The organism is [Phormidium] sp. LEGE 05292 (assembly GCF_015207735.1).
Lineage (GTDB): Bacteria > Cyanobacteriota > Cyanobacteriia > Cyanobacteriales > Aerosakkonemataceae > Floridanema.
This window is the reverse complement of sequence record NZ_JADEWG010000087.1, coordinates 1-19,098: the sequence shown is the minus strand read 5'-3', so window position 1 is coordinate 19,098 and position 19,098 is coordinate 1. Positions and strand designations below refer to the sequence as shown.

The following is a 19,098-nucleotide window of genomic DNA, read 5'->3' as shown; positions in this document are numbered from 1 at the left end:
TTCTTCGGTCTTCTTTTATGCTAATTCTATCTCTAAAGTTCGCACTAAAAAAGCCCAGCGATCGGCAATTTCTTCAATTATTTTAGCAGTTGGTTTTCCAGCACCATGTCCGGCTTTTGTTTCAATGCGAATTAGCACAGGTCGATCGCCATTGTGTGCTTCTTGTAACGCCGCAGCAAACTTAAAACTATGGGCGGGAACTACGCGATCGTCATGATCTGCGGTAGTAATGAAAGTTGCAGGATAAGCAACACCAGCTTTTAAATTATGCAACGGAGAATAACCATAAAGTACCGGAAATTCTTCTGCATTTTCCGCCGAACCATACTCAGAACACCACGCCCAACCAATAGTAAACTTATGGAAACGTAGCATATCCATTACACCCACAGAGGGTAAAGCAGCAGCAAACAACTCAGGGCGTTGTGTCATACAAGCACCAACTAATAAACCGCCGTTGCTACCACCTGCGATCGCTAATTTTGCCGATGAAGTATACTTATTTTCTATTAACCATTCCGCCGCCGCAATGAAATCATCAAACACATTTTGTTTCTGCAATTTAGTTCCCGCTAAATGCCATTCTTCCCCATATTCACCGCCACCCCGCAAATTAGCAACCGCATAAACTCCACCCAACTCCAACCACACTAATAAACCTACAGAAAAGCTAGGCGTTAAAGATACACCAAAACCACCATAACCATAAAGATAAGTTGGTTGATTCCCATTTAATTGTAGACCTTTTTTGTGAGTAATAAACATCGGTATTTTCGTACCATCTTTGCTGGTATAAAATACCTGTTTAGTTTCATAATCTTCTGGATTAAAATCTATATTTGATTTACGAAAAACCGAACTTTCATCCGTCACCAGATTATAGCGATAGATAATTGTCGGAAAAGTGAAACTAGTAAAACTGTAGAAAGTTTCTGTGTCGTAACGTTTCCCACCGAAACCACCCACAGAACCAATTCCCGGTAATTGGATTTCCCGGACAAAATCGCCATTTAATGCAAAAATTTTTACCTGACTACGGGCATCTTTTAAATATTCGGTAACAAACTGATTATTTAGTAAACCCACGCCCTCCAAAACTTCCTCAGTTTGGGGAATGATTTCTTGCCAATTTTCCTTAGCTTGGTTGTTAATATTAATCGCAATTACTTTTCCCTTTGGGGCATCTAAATCAGTACGGAACCAGAAAGTTTCACCATCATTATCCACAAAACTGTAGCTAGCTTCAAATTCATTAATTAGTTCAATCACCTCAGCATTTGCATCAGTTAAATCTTTGTAAAAAATCAGATTTTTTGGATCTGTTCCCTGCCAAACATTAATAATTAAATATTTGCCGTCTTCAGTCACATCGCCATTAAATCCCCATTCTTTTTGGTCAGGACGATGATAAATTAAAATATCTTCTGATTGGGGAGTTCCTAAACGATGATAAAAGAGTTTTTGGTAATAGTTAACCTCTTCTAATTTGCTTGCGTCGTTTGGTTCATCGTAGCGACTATAGAAAAACCCTTGATTGTCGTTAGTCCACGCAGCACCAGAAAATTTAATCCATTTTAAACGATCGGGTAAATCTTCGCCTGTTTCCACATTTCGCACTTTCCATTCTTGCCAATCTGAACCGGAAGATGATAAACCATAAGCCATCAAACTTCCATCTTCAGTAATAGCAATTCCAGACAGTGCAACTGTTCCATCTGCTGACAGTTTATTCGGATCTAATAATTCTTTAGGTTCGCTATCAAGAGAAGTTAAAGTGTAGAACACGCTTTGATTTTGTAACCCATCATTTTTGAAGTAAAAATAACGATTCCCCTTTTTAAAAGGAATGCTATATTTTTCATAATCCCAAAGTTTAGTAAGGCGTTGCTTCAGCGTTTCCCTAACTGAAATATCGTTAAGATAGCCAAAAGTAACTTGATTCTGTGCTTCTACCCAAGCTTTAGTTTCATCTGAATCAGGATCTTCTAACCAACGATAAGGATCGGCAACTTTCGTCCCATGATAATCATCAATTACGTCGATTTTTGTGGTTTTTGGGTAATTGAAGGATAGTGTTGAATCAGTCATAACTTAAAAAAATAGGGTGCGTTAACGCCAGTGTAACGCACCTTTTAACTGAGCGGTGCGTGACAGCAAAAAAGTAAAATCCACAATTTTTTGCGAGTTATGCCGTCACACACCCTACGATGTTTAATTAAGCACTAGCATTGCTAGTAACTAGTTTCTCTCCTTTCAACATTCTTGATGCTGCATCTAATAGCGAATCTTCGAGATAAGGCTTAGTAAAATAGCCACTTGCGCCTAATTGAACTGCCATTTGACGATGTTTATCTGCACCGCGAGAAGTTAACATTGCTACTGGCAAATGACTTAATTCTGGGTCTTTTTGCAGACGCGAAAGTAACTCTAAACCGTCCATTCTGGGCATTTCAATATCACAGAAAATGATATCGCAAGGTAGACCAGATTTTAGTTTATCCCAAGCTTCTTGACCATCGCGTGCTTGTTCAACTCGGTAGCCAGTCTTGTTAAATGTCATGGACAACAATTCCCGAACAGTAATCGAATCATCGACAATTAATACTGTAGGATCTGACTTGGGTTGTTCTGGTGTTGCACTTGCTGCATCTTGATCCCAGAATTTACCGCCTTCATTGCGAATTAGTCCGAGTGAGAGGTCAACTAATTCTAATACATCAGCGATCGGCATAATGCGACCATCCCCTTGCACTGTCGCACCAGCAATGCCCAATGGTTTAGGAATAGGCCCTTCCAATTGCTTAATTACTATTTCTTGTTCACCCAAAACTTGATCGATTTGCAAAGCAATTAAATTATTCGGACTCCGCAAAACGACGATCGAAATTACATCTTCTTCTTTAGTCCCACCATACACACCAGCCCTACCTAATTGCCGATTGTAAGTCAACAATTCGCTTAGTGGTTTGAAGGGTAAAGTTGTATCGCGCCAAGGAATACAAGGTTTACCTTCAGCATTAATTTTAATCCGATCTTTGGGAATATCTAAAGCATCTTCCACACCGTCCATTGGGAAGGCAATTCTGGCTTTGTCACTCAAACAACAAAGTGCTTTACAAATACTCAAAGTCAGTGGTAAACGAATCGTGAAACTCGTACCTTTACCTTGATTAGAATCAGTGGTAATTGTCCCCCGAATTTCGCTCAAAGAGGTAAGAACCACATCCATTCCCACACCTTTACCGGAGAGTAAATCTGCTTCATCCTTAGTACTAAACCCAGGATGATAAATCAATTGGTAAAGTTCTTGGCGGGTCATATTTTCGGCATCAGTGCGAGAAATTAAGCGTTTTTCGATCGCTTTAGTCTTAACGCGATCGGCATTAATTCCCGCACCATCATCAGAGAAAGAAATTACCGTTTGGTTTCCTTGGTGGAACGCTTTAATCGTAATCCTACCCATAGCAGGTTTACCAGCTTTTTGTCTGATTTCTGGGGTTTCAATTCCGTGTGCGATCGCATTATTTACCAAATGCTTTAACGGATCGGAAAAATGCTCCAGAATCAACTTATCAATCAGCGTTTCTCGCCCTTCAATCTTGATTTCTGCTTGTTTACCAAATTCCGCCGCCTTATCACGCACATAACGAATTAACGGGAAAACTCGCTCAATTTCCCCAAACGGCACCATTCTTGCCCTAGTTAAACCTTCTTGTAATTGAGTAGTAACTTGGCGGAACTGACGACTAACCTGTTCAGTTTCATCAGTCACAAATTCGATGTCCGCTGTAGACTCCCTTACCCGAACAATCAACTCAATCATCTCTTGGGAAATGGTGTGGAAAGGAGTAAATTGATCCAAGTCCAAAGGATCGTATTCTACGGAACGATCGTTATGATTGGAATTCTCGTTATTAGATGAGTCATCAGAATCCCTATCACCATAACTCCTAAAACTAGAAGTGTGATAGTGATCGCGCCGCCGAGAAGCCAACAGCGAAGCTTCCAGCAAAGATCGTTCATACAAATCCTGCATCCTTGCACCCACATCGCTGAGTTGCTGCACCTGCGTCAGCAAATTATCCAAAAATTGCCGTAATCTTTCCTGTTCTTGTTCTAGAGTATTCCGGTTTACCACCAATTCCCCAACCAAGTTACTCAGATTATCCATCTGCTTAACTGGCACTTTCATCGTTTGTTCCAGAATTCCTCTACTCAAACGCTTCGGCGTTGTAGACTGGGTAGGTCTAGGTTTATTAGCAGCAGGCGAACCCGGTTTTTTATCAATTTCTGCTACCAAACTTTCCAAATCAGAAAAGTCAATATCATCATCCAACTTTTGACTAGCTAATGCTGCTACCGCCGCTGTCGCTGCTGCTGCGGGAATCGCCGTCTTAGCTATACTTGGCGATTCATCACCCAACATTGCTTCCAAATCAGCAAAATCTAAATCATCAGTTGTATCTACATGATTATTTGGCGCAGCAGCACTTGCTAGTTCTTCATCACCCAGCATCGCTTCTAAATCAGCAAAATCGGCATCTGGCGATCGATCTAAAGCAGGCGCTTCTTCCTCATTCAACAGCGCCGCTAAATCACCAAATTCGTCTGTTTCACCAACATTAGCCGCAAAATCCCAATCCCCTACGCCATCTTCTGCTTCTAATTCTCCCGGTACCAAATCAAAATTATCGAAACTATCCAAACTACCAGTATCGAGGCTCAAAGCATTAGTTTCTAGTCCATCAGAATCAGCAAATTCTTCTGTTTCTTCGGCAGTTAAACCATCAAAATCAAAAGCATCATCTGTGGGTAACTCCGCGAAATCTTCTGTTTCTTGGGCAGTTAAACCATCAAAATCAAAAGCATCATCTGTGGGTAACTCCGCGAAATCTTCTGTTTCTTGGGCAGTTAAACCATCAAAATCAAAACTCTCATCTGTGGGTAACTCCGCGAAATCTTCTGTTTCTTGGGCAGTTAAACCATCAAAATCAAAACTCTCATCTGTGGGTAACTCCGCGAAATCTTCTGTTTCTTCGGCAGTTAAACCATCAAAATCAAAACTTTCATCTGTGGGTAACTCCGCGAAATCTTGCCAAACAGTAGCTTCTGAAGTTTTCGGTGTTGCCTCCGTTAACTCAGCACCCCAATCAAAACCATCATCAGAAATCTCTGCTGGAAAATCATCTATTGCCAATTCTGAATCAGCGGCTAATTCTCGATCGAAATTCCCCAAATCAAAATTTTCTTCGGCTGGTGGTGCATCTGATTCAAACAACTCTAAAGATGCTTCTGTAGAGTTATCTGTTAACCATTCCATTCCCGGTTCTTCCGCCTGGTAAGCACCAAATTCGGTGTCGAACTCTTGGATATAAGTAGTAAATTCATCTACTGGCGATACATTTGCTGTACTGGCTAGATTTGTGCTTTCAGCAAATACCTCTTCACCAAACAAATCATTACCGAAATCGAGGTTTTCCGCAGCAAAATTGCCTAAATCTTCTGTTTCCGAAGCAAACAGATCGTCTAAAGTTCCCGTACTATCTGCTGTTGCGGGAACATCCCAAGCAAACCGATCGTCTGATTGTTGGTTACTAACTGAAGTATCTAAAGCAAATGGATCGAAAGCATCAAAAGATAAATCATCTATTGCTACAGGGATTCCTTGGTTATCTTCATTTGCACTCAAGTCATTAGCAAACCAATTTTCATTTAATTCCTCTGTTGTGGCGCTAGCTTCTGGAGTTGCTTCGCTCCATAATTCATCATTACTTGTACCAAAATCAAAGGTATCTGCTCCAGATTCATCTTCAACTACTTCGCTAGTCAACAACTCATTTGCATCATCGAAAAATCCAAAATCATCTGTTAAAGCTGCTTCAGTTACTTCTGTTTCACTTGTTGTCGAAGTTTCCCCAGCAAAATCTAATAATTCTTCATCTTCATCAAATAGATTGGCTAAATCAAATTCTGCTTCAGGTTGAGAATATTCGGCTGTTGTTGCTTCAGCAGTTTCATCTTCCCAATTAAAATCTGCCTGGTTTTCTAGACCTAAAAACTCTAAAGAATTGTCTGAATTTAAATTTTCCGCCTCTTCTAGAGGGGCAAAATCTTCTTCATTCCAACTATTTTTTGTTTCTGTTGTTTCCTCGGCAAATAGGTCTTTTAAATCTTCTGTTTCTGCGCCATCAAATTGGCTAATTCCTGCTTTTAAATTTGCTTCAGGAACTTCTGTTATTTCATCCCAAGTTTCCGATTCTTTTGGTAAGTCAGCAAATAGTTCAGTGAGATTATCTTCAGTTTCTACCGATGTTTTTTCACCGAAAATATCATCATCTAAACCAAGGTCAGCCAAATCTTCTTCTTCAAAGTCATCACTGAGAAAACCTAAAAGGTCTTCATCTGTTGCTTGTTCTTCGGCTGGAATACTATCAAACAGATCGGCAAATTCACTATCTGTTTCTAAATCTGTGGGACTTTCTAAACCTACTGGTTCAACTGTAGTATCGCTAAAACTTTCTTCTTCTTGCCAGTTGTCGTCAAGGTCTACGGCTTCCTGAAATAGGTCTGCTAAGGTATTGAGTTCTGCGGCTCCAACCTCTGGGCCATGTCGGTCTGCAACTCTTGGATTTCTTTGGGTTTCGGGCGCATCCATCCGGGGGGTATGGTCTGCGATCGATCTTGTCGCTTTTCCTGAACTCCCCAAATTAGCTGTATTTGTTAATGGCTCAGGTTCACTAAAGTCTAATGGTTCTGCGAATAAGTCAACATCTACTTCTTCTTCATCTGAAATAGCGGCAAAATCAATATCTGCTTCACTGCCGACTACTGACTCTTCTGAGAATAAATCGCCAAAGTCTAATTCTTCTTCTTGGGCAGGTAAAGTTACAGGTAAAAGTGCTTGTAATTGTTCGCCAACGCAAATTTGGCCTGCTTTTCCTGTCAAAACTAATTCTTGAGCCGCTTTAATTTCTTTAATGACAATGGGAGCCAGAGTTTGGCAGGTGTTTTCTTGATTAGCGATCGCACCTTTTGCCGTCTCCATTAAACCACACCAAGCCGACAATTCAAACTTATTTCCCATTTGCGCCAAAGTATCACAGCAACCTTCTAGTTGTGGGCGGCTGTTCGGCCAAGCTGGTGGCTTAAACAATTGCAACATTTGTCGCAACTGCTCCATAACTTCCTGCTTAAAAGTAGCAATCAGTAACTCTTGCTGCGAGTCTTTTGCCTTAGTTGGTGACACTTTACCAGCAGAAGAACTTACCAATTTTTGTAAGTGTTGTCTGAGCTCGCCAGAAACTAATTCTAGTGATGCCATTACACTATTTGAGACATCTTCTGTTAAACCAAAAGGCCCTTGTAACTGTTCTAATAGCTCTTTGAGAGCATCAAATACTTGCCAGAACATAGACTCTAATTTCTGGTCTACTTGGACTGGCGATTCTTCAAGTAATTTAAAACAATCTTCTAAAAGGTGGGAAGTTTTCTGAATACTTTGCAAGCTGAGCATTCCGGCTCCCCCTTTAACAGAGTGAGCAGCACGATAAACTTCTTTTAATAATTCTCGGTCATTAATAGTCGCTTGGAGAGTTAGCAAACCCTGCTCAATAGTATTCAGGTGGTCTTTAGCTTCCTCAATAAAATAGCCCAGGATGCGCTGTTGTTGTTCTGGCAGCATAGCTGAAGTTCCTCAATGAGTTGTGAGTTTTGAGTGTAGGGACGATTCATGATTCGTCCCTACTCCGCTTTTATGTTTGGCAAAACTCAACTATCAAAAGTAATAATTGTTAGTTTTTCCTAGCGTTAATTTATTCAATATAGCCAGGAAGCGAGAGAGTGTGCTTAGCGATCGCTCGCTTCTACACGGAAACGCTCCACAGAAGTTAACAAATTACGTGCCACACCTACTAGATTTTGCAGTTGTCCTGACACCCGTTGTGCTTCTTGGGAGGTTTCTTGGGCGGTAAGTTCCACAGATTGAACTACCTGTGCTACATTGTGAGCCGCTTGAGTTTGCTGAACTGTATCAGCAGTAATCGATCGCACCAAAACGTCAATTTGGTTAGACACTTGAATAATATCGTCCAAACTCCGCTTCGCTTGCTCGGCAACTTTTGTCCCTTCAATTACCTGTTGGGTGCCTTCTTCCATTGCCATCATTACCGAGCCAGTTTCGCTTTGAATTTGCAAAACGATTTGCTCAATTTCTTTGAGTGCTTTTGCCGATCGGTCTGCCAACTGTCGTACTTCATCAGCCACAATTGCAAAACCTCGACCCGCTTCGCCTGCTCTTGCTGCTTCAATGCTAGCGTTTAATGCTAACAAATTGGTACGCGATGCAATCGCCGCAATCAAAGCTACAATCTTGGCAATTTCCTGGGAAGACTCCGCCAACCGTTTCACCTTGCGGGTAGTTTCCGCCACAGTTTCCCGAATCCCCAAAATACTGCCCACAGTCCGTTCTACCGCATCACCGCCTTTGCGAGCCATCGCTGAAGCACTTCGTCCGACTTTTTCTGCCTCAGCCGCGCTATCTGCTACCCTAGCAATCATCTCCGTCATCCCTTGCACCTGATTTAAGGTGACAGCCAATTCTTCTGCTTGACGCAAAGCATCAGCCGACAGTTGACGGGCAAATTTCTCGTTTTCCGACGCACCTTTGTTGACTTGTTTAGCAGCTTCAATTACCTTAACGACGATTTCCCGCAGGTTTTGAATCGTCAAGTTAAACGAATCAGCTACCGCACCCAACACATCAGCAGTTACCTCAGCTTGAACAGTCAAGTCACCTCTTGCAGCTCCTTCTACATCATCCAGCAAGCGAATTACTTGCCGTTGTAAATCTTCTTTTGCCTGTTCTTGTTCTTCCGCTTTCCGTTGTGCTTCACTGGTTTGAGTGAGCATAATCCGCGTCATTTGGTTAAATGATGCTGCTAATCTCCCCAGTTCATCTTCCGAGTAAACTGTAGCTTGGGCTGACAAATTGCCTTGAGAAACCGAATCAAATTGCTCATGTAAATTTACAGTTTGGCGACGAATTTGCCTAGCCGTTAACCCCCCTACCAGCATAGTGGTACCAAAACCGACGACTCCGGCTACTCCTGCCATTGCCAAACCTGTAAACTGCATTTGGGTGAGGCTATCTTTATCTCGCGGACTAAAAGCCAGTTGAGAGCCTAAACTAACAGCAGCGACGGAAATTGCCGACAAAATCCCCACTGCGATCGCTGAATAAGTGCGTTTGCGGGCTAGAGGAGCGTTTTCAAAGAAAGCTAACACACCCTGTTCTACAGTAACAGTTGGTTCGGTGCTGCCGCTGGCTGATGGGGGAACAAATATCGGGGGTTCTGTGGTGGGGAAGTTATCATCATAACCAAAGGCCGATCGATCGCCTGCATCAGTTAAATCCGATCGCATTCCACCCGTAGAAAGTCCCCCTGTTAAACCAAAAGAACCCGTTTGCGGATGAGTTGCTAAAGCTGCCGAATCTTCCAGATTGTCAAAATTAGGCAGATTTGCTAAATCATCATCAAATTCATCGAATTCTTGGAGAATATCATTGTTAACTTGTTGACGAGTTCCAGAATTTGGCAGGGAAAAAGTCGAATCATCGTCGTTTTCTTCCCCAAAAGCCACATTAAAGGCATCAATCTCGTCGCTACTTGGTGCTAGTTCATTTCCCAGCAAAATTGTTTCATCTTCACCAACCACACCTCTGGGATAAACCGGACGAGAAAATCCCTGGCTACCGGAAACTGGAGGTCGATCGGGAAATGTCGGTTGTGAGTTTGACCAAGCCGGAGATTCTTCCTCTTCAGGATATGCTAGCTCTGGATCGTTGTATTCATTGTATTCATTGCTGTATTCTTGGTCGAAAGCGTCGGCTTGGGAGTCAAAGGCGACTTCATCGCTATAGGCGGCAGAATCAGTAGTAAATGAGTAATTATTTGTTTCTGATTCTTCCGTGTAGTAATTATCTTCCTGATTCGGATCTGGGGCGAACCACCCAGAGGAAACATCTGTTGATTCTTGAGCGAAGTATGTTTCCTCACTGGAACCAACAGCAAAGGGATCGACAAACATTTCCCCAGCATCAGCACCATTACCGTTATCGTAGCCATTGGTATGGGCATGACTGCCAAAGGGGTTGTCATGCTCAAATTGTGCAGCGCCTCTGCCAGTTTGATAGTCAGAAGGCATCTGGGGAATATCATCAATATCGTCTAAACCCAGGTCATCTAAGCCAAAATCATTAGCTAGAGTGGCGCGATCGTGTTGATTCCATTCTTCATCTTCTTCCGGTTGATAATACTCTCCATAATCCGTTTCTGGAGCAGCACCATTGGCAGATGAGGAATTTTCACATTCACTCAGGTAAGCCAAACCACTGTTAGCGTAATCGACATATTCTGGATTATCTGTCAGGGTCAGCACATATTCATACTGTTCCCTAGCTGTGTCATATTGTCCCAGATTGCAATAAATATGACCTCGGAGTAGCCGGATGCTTGGTTCCTCCGGGAACTCCGAAACGAGTTCATCGACAATTTCTGCCGCTTCCTCGTCTTTCCCCTGCATATATGCTGTTTGAGCTTCTTGGTATTTCTGCGTGTGTGTGCTAAATGGCATTTGCCTCCTCCCGCTAAATGAGTACTGAGTGCTGAGTTAGTTGGAAATTATTTGGCGCGGGTTTTATACTCATAAATCATTTGCTGTTACCCAATAATTATTTACCAAATTTGTCTTTGCTGATTTTGCAGTCAGAAAGTGAATTGCGCTTTCCGGGCAGAAGAGTTATTAACTTGACTCTTTACTTTCTAGACCAGAGTAGAATATCTGTTTTTTATTAGGCACTCAACACTGCTCTACACAATTTTATGCTGCCCAGCGTGCCGATCGGAGAATCGCCACTTGGTCTAATAATTGCAGAGTTTTATTGTTTTGGGTGTCTAATACCCATTCGCCCCTGAGAAAGGGTGCCATACTATCTGGTGCATTATTTGGCATTTGAAAACCTGTTTCTACATCCAACCAACACATACCAACAATCTGATCAACTGCCAAGCCTAGCATAGTATCTTGGTCTTCTATGGCAATGACCTGAATTTCTGAGCGGTCTGTATTTAGTAATGTAGATTCTCCCAGGAATTGTCCTAAATCAGCTACCCAAATTACTCTACCCCGAAAGTTGAGTGTTCCCAAGAGTAAGGGAGAGGCATTGGGGATTGGTGTAATTGCATCTGGTGGTCGAGAAATTACTTCTTTGATGCCGATCGCGGGTAAAGCTAATTCTGTGGTCGGTGTAATATAAAACCTCAGATGTAACTCACCTTCTGGGCTTTCTAATTCTTGAAATTCTGAAGTTTGGTCTTGACCTTTTCCGGTTAAAAAGTCCGGGCTGCCAACCATAATTGTTTTCCCTATCCTCGTAATAGTTGTTTCACTGTACCGATCAGTTCTTTAGGCTGAAACGGTTTGGCAATGTAGGCATCTGCACCCTGTTTCATGCCCCAATAGCGATCGAATTCTTCGCCTTTAGAAGAACACATCACTACAGGTACTTTTTGTGTTTTCGGATCGGCTTTGAGGCGACGGCAAACCTCGTAACCATTCATTTTGGGCATGACAATATCTAAGACTACTAGATCGGGACAACGACCTTGGATGAACTCCAGTGCTTCTACTCCATCAGTGACAACTGAAACATTAAGTCCGCTCCCACGTAACAGATCTGAGATCATCTCCCTTTGGGTAACGCTATCCTCTACTACTAGAACTGTACTCATTATTTTTTTACCTGACCTACTGATTTTACAAACTTAGATAACAGTAAAAATCTATCAAGGTTGCCGCTTTCCACATATCAATTGAGTCAAGTAACCAGCACCTTGTATTAGTATTCCCCACTATGACCGACTTACATTCAAGTCGGAATTGTTGCTTAGTCCTATTTCCTCTTCTAACGCATCAATCAATAACTGGGTGGCTCTATCTGCATCGTTATCGCTTTTGCCAATGTATTTCTCGACTAGCATCAGTAATTCACTGTCACCAAAGGGTTTGGTGAGGTAGTCAGTTGCACCTACCATCCGGGCTTTGACGCGATCGATAAAGCCATCTTTACCTGTTAACATGACGATCGGCGTTTGGCGAAAAGCAGTAGACCGTCGCAACATGGCACAAATTTCCAATCCATCTAATTCAGGCATAATAATGTCACAAAGAATTAGGTCTGGTTTAATTTGGAATACCAAGCTCAGTGCTTTCAGGGGATTACTAATGGCAGCTACAGGGTAACCATGTTGTTTGAGAGTATGTTCCACAGCTTTACAAGTGGCAATCCCATCATCAATGAAAACTACGCTGTGTGTCCCAGTTTTCGGCTCGGCAGTAAATTCTCCCGGCGTTGCATTGGTGCTGGGATTACTAGGATAAACTAATTGCACCCAACCTTTTTTGATGTATGGGTAAATAGCTTTGGCGACAGGAAGGATTTGCCGATTTAGGTAACGTGCCATTTGCCGCAAGGAGTTTTGACCATCTGCCCATCTTTCGAGAATTTTAAAGGTGTTGTCTGGTAATTTTTGCCGTAAAAGTGACGATTCTACGAGTACAGGACATTGCTCTGGGGATTGGATATGGGGATGAAATTGTTTCCACTCTTGTACCTGTTTCATAATCTGAGTCACCAAGGGGTCAATTTCCAGGGTGGTGAGTTGGGGGGCAAGGGCGGGGCCAATTTCAAATACGAAGGAGCCTTGGTGTAAACTGAGGAGATCAAACAAAGTTTCCTTGACCATACTTTGAATGATGTTTCTGCCTTGGTCTGGAGTAAGGACGTGAGTTTCTAATAATGTCCACAGGTAGCCGTATTCGGGAGCATTGGTGGTGGCGATCGCTGGTACATAAAGTTGATCTACCGCAGAATCTAACCGATAACGACGTAAATAATCCCGTAGCCTAGATAAACTACTATCGCTGTCTGCGGCATAAGCAATTTGACCATTGAGGAAAAATACAATCCAAAACTGTTCTGCAACTCGAAATTTTGCATCACCAAACGCCTGTACTTCTAAGTAACCCGTTCGTTGACCTAATTCAATGAGTTGCAAAATACTACGAATATCAATTTCACTTAACGTTCCCTGCATGGAACTATAACGCTCTCCTAATAAACTGTTTTAATCTAACTTTGTGCTGCTACTGAGTTACCCAGCCCAAAAAATTATAAATTTTACCTTTTGATTGTGGATGAGTATCGCCTAGACTTTGTTAAGTCTGGCTAATTTTTGGTTCACTTACCACACTAGAATCTTTGGCTAGTACAGTAGATGTAATTAGTCTAGGTTAGAATTTAACCTAATGTCGCAGTTCCTTCCTGACTTTTAGAAGGGTGGGGAGGAACTGCGACCAAGTAATAAACCGGGAAGCGTCCATTTTTCGCAGGCAAAATTCATGGCAGAGGCGGTAAGCTGTTTTCGGCTACCGTTTCCAGCTAAATTTAATTAGTAACTCAAGTTGCTACTTACTAACGTGGTGATAGATAGTGGGTAGTGGGTAGTAGGTAGTAGGAATCCCATTACCCATTACCTACTACCTACTACCAACCTCAATTTAATAACTAGCAACTTGCGTTAGTAGTCAACGTTGATTCCGTTCGATGGGGTTGGGTCGGATGAAGACAGCGGCGAATATGTAGACAGGTCAATTCAAATTGTTTTATGAGCGTTGTCTGCCTAAACTAGGGTTAGTAGAACTAAATAATATCTGGGAAAGGTTTAGCCAAAGCTCAAACCTAGACACATCAAGAGGAATATAGGCGTGCTGTATCTAGCGGAAGTATTACAAAAAAAATCTGGCCCATTCGGGGGCAGTAAAACGGATCTGAAACTGCTGGCTTGTCAGCGTGGCGAAAGTTGGAGTGCAATAACTGGCGAGGAAGTAGTTGCTCTTTCTCCTGAAGAAGGAAGTAAGTACGGTGACGGGGCGCTGGTGTTGGTTGACTTGGGTGGAAATCGCCAAGTGCAACGCATTAATCCGGGGCGGGAGTTAGTGGGGGTTCTGCAAAATTTCTCGCGGTTACAAGAAAAGTATAAGACTAAGGAAGAAGAGATTGAACAGTGGAAGGAGTCGCTGACTTACCAAGCTCATGAGTTGAACCGTCGGGAGATGGAAATTCAAGCTCGTCAAGAAGAGTTGGCGCAAATGGAGCAGGAGGTGGAGCGATTTGAACAGCAAAGGCAAGAAATTAATAGTTCTCGTGAGGAAACGGAGAGATTAAAGGAAGAAATTGACCGAAATCGCTTGGAGTTGGAAGGCGCTTGGGCGCATTTGAAGGGTGAGCAAGAGCGGATTAAGGAGTTGGAAGCTCAATATAAACCGCAAGCGGCGCTTGACGATCAACAAGCAAGGCAAATTCAAGAGATTCTGGAAAGATTATCCCAGACGATCGCTTCTCCAGAACCAATTCGGGAACAACTTGGTTGGGCTTTTGAGGCACTCAATCAAGAGCAGGCGATTCTAGATCAACATTGGCAACAGTTGGAGCAACAACGAGCAGCGGCGACGGCTCTCCAAGAACGAGTCGATCGTCAAGCTAGCAATCTGCAAAGTCGTTGGCAAGAATTTTACCAAGCTCAGAGTTCTGTGGAGCAAGCTAGGGAGGCTTTAAAGATTCAGCAAAATTCTTTATCTTTGAAGCAGGAATATGCTCAATCTTTAGCCGCTCGGTTGCGAAATCAAGATGACTTATATCAACAAGTACAACGTTTGGCGGCGCTGTCTTCGGAGGTGAAGATTAGCCAAGAAATTGATTTGGAAGCTTTAGAACGCATGGCGGTAGGGGAACTACAAGCAGTTGTCCAAAATCTGAAGTTGGAGTTGGATAAGGCGAAGCGTTTTGTTAGCGATCAGGAAGAGGAGTTGGAATTTGAACGTCAGGCGATCGCAGAATTACAACAAAAGATACAACAAGCTAATAACCAAGAACGTCAGCGTTTACAAACAGAATTAGCAGATGAACAAGACCGTTACCAAATGTTAGAAGAAACTTTGGTGGGTCAGCGTCGGACTCTCCGGGAACGGGAGGAAATTTTCTCTCAGCATCTTAAGGTGTTTCGCCGTCGTCAAGGAATAGCTGATACTGAGGTGATTGATGGGCAAAAAATTGATTTAGGCCCTGTTTTATCTCAGATTGAATCTGTTCGTCAACAACAGGCGGATGAGTTACAAAGCTTGGAACGGGAAATTGAGCAAATGCGCTCTAGTATTGGGCAAGCTCAAGCAATGGTGAACGATCAAGTACAGCAACAAGAAAATCAACGCCAAGAGTTACAAAGCAGCGAACAAAATACTCAAACTCAAAAGGCATTTTTAGCAGAATCTTGGGGCAAAGTGCGACTTTATGAGGAAGTTTTGCAACAGATTCAAGATAAGGTAAACGAAGTGCGGCAAAAGCTAGAAACGATCGCTGGTCTGCTTAATCAGATTCAAGAAGTTGGCGATTATCAATTTCATGGCATCGCTGAAATGCGAAAAATTATCTATAGTTTGATACCTAGCGAGTTACAACAATTGGCAGCTTCTTAAGAGAAGGCAGAAGGCAGAAAGCAGAAGGTTCGGAAAAAACTTTAATTTCAACTGTGTGATTCTGCCCTGCTGCTCTAGGCTTTTTTTAAGTAAATGTAGTCGTTTTCTACTTGAGCGATCGCACCTCCAGGAAATGGATCGGTACAAGAACGATTAGGTGCTGTAATTAAAGCTGTTAATTTTTCTATTTGCTCAAAACTAGGGGCAAATCCTAAATTTTGCTGTAAGAATTGTCGCATCACTCGCCTTTGAATTGCTAAAGATGTAGAGCGTAAAATTGAGCGATTTAGCTGCGGAATGGGAGAATTAGAACTAGCTTTTTGCCGGATTTCTTGAGCAGTATTTTCTAAAAATTCTACTTCTGCTTGCAGGATTTCCGCTGTTTGAGCTAGGGCTTTTTCCACTTGGGGATTAAAGTTTTGTTTTAAGTAAGGGATTAATTCTAATCTAATTCTATTTCGCTTATATTTTAACTCTTCGTTAGTAGAATCTGACCAAATTGGTAGTTGAAAATCTGCACAAAATTGGGCAGTTTCTAAGCGAGTAATTTCTAAAAGTGGGCGAATTAGTTGGATTTTTTCAATTAAATATCTTTGCCAAGTTAAACTTTGTAATCCATCTGCACCACTACCACGAGTTAAGTTATAGAGTATGGTTTCGGCCCGATCGCTCGCTGTATGTCCAGTAACAATATAACTGTAATTATGCGTTTGGGCAACATTAATTAATGCTTGATATCGCCACTCTCTCGCTGCTGCTTCACTTTTTAATTCTTGGTCTGTGATTTGTAAATAAAAGGGTAATTGCCAAGTTTGAGCAAGTTTTCCTACATGATTGGCGTTAGCTTCTGAGTCGGTTCGCCATCGATGATCGCAATGACAAATTCCTAGTTGCCATTGCCATTTTGATTGTAAGTCTAATAGTAATTTGGTTAAACAAAGTGAGTCTTGTCCGCCGGATACTGCTATTAATATGTTTTGGTTTTTGGGTAATAGTTGGCGTTGTCGCAAGGTGCGATGTATTTGGGCGTGAAGTGGTGTCCAGGGTTGGGAGGAAAGCATTTAAGAGTTTTGAACCGCGAAGGACGCAAAGAGCGCGAAGGAAGAGGGAAGGGTAATTTTATTAATTTGGGAAATAGCTTTTTTTGAACCGCAGAGACGCAGAGGACGCAGAGGAAGAAGAAGAGAAGAGTTAGTTTTAGGTTTCTTTGATTTGTTTACGAAGATCATCTAGTGGAAAAGTTGGTTGAGAGGGTTTGTCTGGGTAAAATTCTAAGGTTATTTTCATCCTTACTTTCCCTTTTTGCCAATCTCCTCCAGGTTGTAATACTTCACATCTTACTCCTTCTTTTTGCCACTTTTCCACCCTTTCATCTCCTGTATTTCCCATAGTATATCTTACTGTTTCTTTTTGAAATTGCTCTACTGTTAGCATTTGTTGAGGAATTACATTTACTCTAACTTCATTGAAATTTTCAAGAGATACAACATCTTTTTTGTTAAGCTCCTCGAAATTATTCATAGATAGCACTCCTATTTGATTTGGAAATAATATTTTTTTTAACCGCAGAGAATGCAGAGGACACAGAGGAAGAAGAGGATTTAGTTAATTCCTAACTAAAAGCTTTTTAATTGCTCTAATTAAATCCACTGGTTCAAAAGGTTTAGTAATATAAGCATCTGCACCTTGCTTAATTCCCCAGTAATGATCGAATTGCTGATCTTTACTGGTACACATAATTACTGGTATATATTTATCCTGAAATTGTGTCTTTATCCATCGACAAAGTTCATAACCATTCATTCTCGGCATGACAATATCAGTTATTACTAAATCTGGACATTGAACCTGCATTTTCTCGATTGCTTCAATGCCGTCACCTGCTTCAATAACTTCTATACCTTTACGTCTGAGTAGGTCTGAAACCATAACCCTAACTGTCGGGCTATCATCAACCAGTAGAATTGTAATCATAAGAGCTTACACTTAGCTGAACGCTATTCAGCTTTTTAGCATTTAATTTACACCATAGTCAGTAAGAGGGGATCAGCTTTTGCAGCAAGGAAGACAACAACGCTTAATTCTCGGGGACTGCTAATTAGCAATTTAAATGCACAACTTTCTAGAATAACTCACAAATATTTAAGTTACTGTATTGTTCTGGGTAATTTTGCATAAGTTTGCAAAAAGCTAGCGACCAGCTGACAATTAAGATTAATTGAGTGCCGATCGCTTAAACTTGAAGGTTAGAAGAACCAGCCGTAGCTGTGTAAACCTTTACCTAGCAAATTAACTCCTAAGTAACAAACCCAGACTACAACAAACCCTGTTGCTGCTAAAATTGCTGGTTTTCTCCCTTGCCAACCACGAGTAATTCGGGCGTGTAGGTAAGCAGCAAATACTAACCAAGTAATTAATGCCCAGGTTTCTTTCGGGTCCCAACTCCAATAAGAACCCCATGCTTCATTGGCCCAAACAGCCCCAGCTATGATGCCAATTGTTAACAGCGGAAATCCTAAGCCAATTACTCGATAGCTAATATTATCTAGGATTTCGGCTAAGTTGAGACGTTGGGGCGAAAGTGGTTCGACTGTTGTTTCTTTTGGTGGCGTTTTGACTACCTCTAAAACGGCTGTTTTACCGTTGCCGTTATATTCAATTTCGTGAGGAATGGCAGCGGAAATGGCAGCAGTTTGTTCGACTTTACCACCAGGAGTTTGTGTTACTAAATTTCCGTAACGACGCAGTTGATAATCTTGATTACGAAAGCCTCCTGTACCTACAGAACTGCCTCGCAATTCGATGTTTTTTCCTTTGGTAATTACTAAAAATGCGATCGCCAATAACGACCCTACCATCAAACAAGAATAACTCAACATCATGACGCTGACGTGCATCATTAACCAGTTTGATTTGAGTGCGGGTACCAAAGGTTCTGCGGTTTGCATTGGCGCGGGTAAGGACAAGGCTGCAAATGCCGTTATCGCCATCGCTACAGGTGCGGTGACAACTCCCACCAACCGACTACGACTCATGTTTTCCGCGATTAAATGAATGGTGGTAATTCCCCAAGTCAGGAAAAATAGAGATTCGTAGAGGTTGCTTAAGGGAAAGTATCCCGCTTCTATCCAGCGTGCCCCCAGTAAGCAGGCGATACAAAGGTTAGCGATCGCCATCCCTGCTGTTCCCAATGCTGGTAAAACTGGAATATTGGGAAATGCTGCCCCTCCCCAGTAAACCAGCATGGTAACAAATAAAATCGCAAAACTAGTGTTATCCAACCAATTCTGGAGTAATACCAAATTCATAAATGTGTTCTCCCCAATCGTTTTATTAGTTTAATCCCTTTGCCCTACTATTAATTTTGGCAGTTTACTAGTACAAAGACAGAATGCTCTAAGGAAGTGAAAAGCCTTGAGTTTCAAGTTTTGAGTTAAGAAGTTTTCTTGCTCCCCTGCTCCCCTGCTCCCCCTGCTCCCTTGCTCCCCTGCTCCCCTGCTCCTACTT

The 19,098-nt window shown here is 42.0% G+C and carries 11 protein-coding genes; 1 reads left to right on the top strand and 10 read right to left on the bottom strand.

The genetic code is table 11. The annotated features are described in order from the left end of the window. Positions 1–15: 15 nt before the first annotated feature. The 6 genes from IQ264_RS21305 to IQ264_RS21280 form a co-directional block, all read right to left on the bottom strand. A complete protein-coding gene (locus tag IQ264_RS21305; RefSeq protein WP_193982813.1) occupies positions 16–2,088 on the bottom strand; it encodes a prolyl oligopeptidase family serine peptidase in 2,073 nt (690 codons plus the stop codon). Between the two features lie 127 nt (positions 2,089–2,215). Further along, entirely contained in the window at positions 2,216–7,681 is a 5,466-nt protein-coding gene (locus tag IQ264_RS21300) for a response regulator (protein WP_193982812.1), read from the bottom strand. A gap of 164 nt (positions 7,682–7,845) precedes the next feature. Further along, positions 7,846–10,632, bottom strand: a complete 2,787-nt coding sequence (locus IQ264_RS21295) for a methyl-accepting chemotaxis protein (protein WP_193982811.1) — start codon at positions 10,630–10,632, stop codon at positions 7,846–7,848. Positions 10,633–10,878: 246 nt separating this feature from the next. Then, entirely contained in the window at positions 10,879–11,412 is a 534-nt protein-coding gene (locus IQ264_RS21290; protein ID WP_193982810.1) for a chemotaxis protein CheW, read from the bottom strand. 11 nt (positions 11,413–11,423) lie between these two features. Next, positions 11,424–11,789: a response regulator transcription factor gene (locus tag IQ264_RS21285; protein WP_193982809.1), complete on the bottom strand. Its 366-nt coding sequence runs from the start codon at positions 11,787–11,789 to the stop codon at positions 11,424–11,426. 120 nt (positions 11,790–11,909) lie between these two features. Then, the gene (locus IQ264_RS21280) at positions 11,910–13,154 is read right to left on the bottom strand and encodes a response regulator (protein ID WP_193982808.1); all 1,245 of its coding nucleotides are present in this window, start codon (positions 13,152–13,154) and stop codon (positions 11,910–11,912) included. Between the two features lie 670 nt (positions 13,155–13,824). Between IQ264_RS21280 and hmpF the strand changes: the two genes are divergently transcribed. Beyond that, a complete protein-coding gene (gene hmpF, locus IQ264_RS21275; protein ID WP_193982807.1) occupies positions 13,825–15,591 on the top strand; it encodes a pilus motility taxis protein HmpF in 1,767 nt (588 codons plus the stop codon). Between the two features lie 74 nt (positions 15,592–15,665). On the opposite strand, the gene tilS is transcribed toward hmpF, so the two are convergent. The 4 genes from tilS to ccsB form a co-directional block, all read right to left on the bottom strand. After that, entirely contained in the window at positions 15,666–16,652 is a 987-nt protein-coding gene (tilS, locus tag IQ264_RS21270; protein ID WP_193982806.1) for a tRNA lysidine(34) synthetase TilS, read from the bottom strand. A 136-nt stretch (positions 16,653–16,788) separates the two neighbouring features. Continuing rightward, on the bottom strand, positions 16,789–17,112 hold the full coding sequence (locus IQ264_RS21265) for a KGK domain-containing protein (protein WP_193982805.1): 324 nt from the start codon (positions 17,110–17,112) through the stop codon (positions 16,789–16,791). Positions 17,113–17,196: 84 nt separating this feature from the next. Then, positions 17,197–17,565: a response regulator gene (locus tag IQ264_RS21260; RefSeq protein WP_193982804.1), complete on the bottom strand. Its 369-nt coding sequence runs from the start codon at positions 17,563–17,565 to the stop codon at positions 17,197–17,199. A gap of 272 nt (positions 17,566–17,837) precedes the next feature. After that, positions 17,838–18,899, bottom strand: coding sequence for a c-type cytochrome biogenesis protein CcsB (ccsB, locus tag IQ264_RS21255; RefSeq protein ID WP_193982803.1), 1,062 nt, complete (start codon positions 18,897–18,899; stop codon positions 17,838–17,840). Positions 18,900–19,098 lie beyond the last annotated feature (199 nt).